The 2,003-nt window shown below is 59.3% G+C and carries 1 protein-coding gene; it reads left to right on the top strand.

Annotated elements, in window-relative coordinates; genetic code table 11:
- Positions 1–181: 181 nt before the first annotated feature.
- Positions 182–2,003: Lnb N-terminal periplasmic domain-containing protein (locus AC1DRJ_RS25650; RefSeq protein ID WP_477804623.1), on the top strand; the 1,822-nt coding region annotated here is incomplete at its 3' end.

Below are 2,003 nucleotides of genomic sequence, written 5' to 3'. Positions count from 1 at the left end.
GGACGTGACCGCTGAAGACGTGCATACCAACACCCTGGCCGTTCTGAAGAGCGATCCGCGTCTGGCCAAGTACGCCACTCAAGCTTAAGCTCGACTCGCCCGCTCCCTTCGGGGAGCGGATTTGTTTTTTTGGCCCGCCCCTCTTTGGGTCTTTGTTTTTTTTCGAATTAAGTTGCCCACTATGCTCAAACGCTTTGCCTGGCTGGCGCTCTGTGTCTGCGCCCCGCTGTCTGCTGCGCCGCACATCGACCCTCAACGTTTGCAGCAACTGGCCAATGACCCCTTCTGGATTTCCCTGGGACACTACGAAACCGCCAAGCTCGGCGGCTGGCGCAGCTATATCAGCGACAAGGCGTTCTTCCTGGCGCCCGACGGCAATGAACACCCCGACCGCGAACTGGCCGCAACCGTGCAAGCGTTGTACGCCCCGGCCAGCGCCGGCGAACAGCACGCCCAATGCGTCTATCCGGCCCGTACCCGCTGGTTGAAGGCGCAGCTCAACCTGACCGGTCTGCCGACGCCTGCCTGCACTGAGTTCAAGCAATGGTTCAAGGACGTCTCGCCCCACAGTGCGGTGATGATTTTCCCGGCGGCGTACTTGAACAGTCCGTCATCGATGTTCGGCCACACGTTGCTGCGCATTGACCAGGCGGATGTGCAAAGCGACCACACGGCCCTGCTCAGTTACGCCATCAACTTCGGCGCTTTCATGGAAGGTTCGGACAACAGCATTCTCTTTGCCTGGAAAGGCTTGATGGGCGGTTATCCGGGGCTTTTTTCCCTGGTGCCCTATCAGGAAAAGCTCTCGGAATACCGCAGCCTCGAAAATCGTGATTTGTGGGAGTACCGGCTGAACCTGACCCCGCCAGAAACCGAACGCATGGTCGAACATGTCTGGGAGCTGAAGCAGGTCCGGTTCGACTATTTCTTCTTCGACGAAAACTGCTCCTATCGCTTGCTTGAGTTGCTGCAGGTGGCGCGCCCCAGTCTGCGCCTGACTGAGCAATTCCCGCTGACCGCGATTCCTACCGACACCGTCAAAGCCGTGAAAGAAGCCGGCTTGGTGGAGTCGATTGAATATCGCCCGTCCCGCGAGCGTGAGTTGTTGAGTCGTGCGGAGCCTTTGAACCCTGGTGAATTGCAATGGGTGTTGAAAGTCAGCGCCGACCAGAAGCAACTGCAAGCGCCCGCTTTCAAGGCGCAACCGCGCGAACGCCAGGCGCTGATCATCGACGCGGCCTATCGTCTGGAACGCTACCGTGCCAATGGACAGGAACGCGACCCGGCACAGGCTCAGCGCAGTTTCGAATTACTTCGGGCGATCAACCAGAACCCAGCACCGGAACTGGATATCCCGCAACCAGGCTTACCCGAGGACGGTCATGAATCGCGCACCTGGCAGGCGGGTGTCGGCACCCGGGGAGACAAGGCCTTCGGCGAATACGGCCTGCGCATGGCCTATCACGATCTCAACGACAACGCCGAGAGCTTCCCGCTCGGCGCTCAAATTGAAATCCTGCAAATGAAACTACGCCAGTACGAAGGCAATCACTGGCAGTTTCAACAGCTTGATCTGGCAACGATTCGCTCCTTCACCCCGCGCAGCGAGCTGCTGCAACCGCTGTCGTGGCAGGTGACTGGCGGCCTGGAACGCGTGCCGGGCAAACATGATGACGAAACCCTGGTCAGCCACATCAATGGCGGTGGCGGCGGTACCTGGCAACTGGGCGACGACATGCTCGGTTTTGCCTTGGGTACCGCGCGCATTGAACACAACAACGACTTCGCCGGTTTCATCGCCCCGGCCGCAGGCGTCAATACCGGGGTGCTGTGGAAAAACCCGCTGGGTAATTTCAGTCTGGAGACCAAAGGCGATTTCTTCACTAATGGTGAAGTGCGCCGTAGCATCAGCCYGAATCAGCAGTGGGATTTGTCACGCAACCTGGGCCTGCGCCTYAGCGCCCAGCGCGAATTCAGCCACCTCGCCACCCCGGAAAACGAAG

This window comes from Pseudomonas sp. P5_B2, from assembly GCF_056400445.1.
The sequence above is the reverse complement of the archived record's forward strand: the minus strand, read 5'-3'. Positions and strand labels throughout refer to the sequence as shown.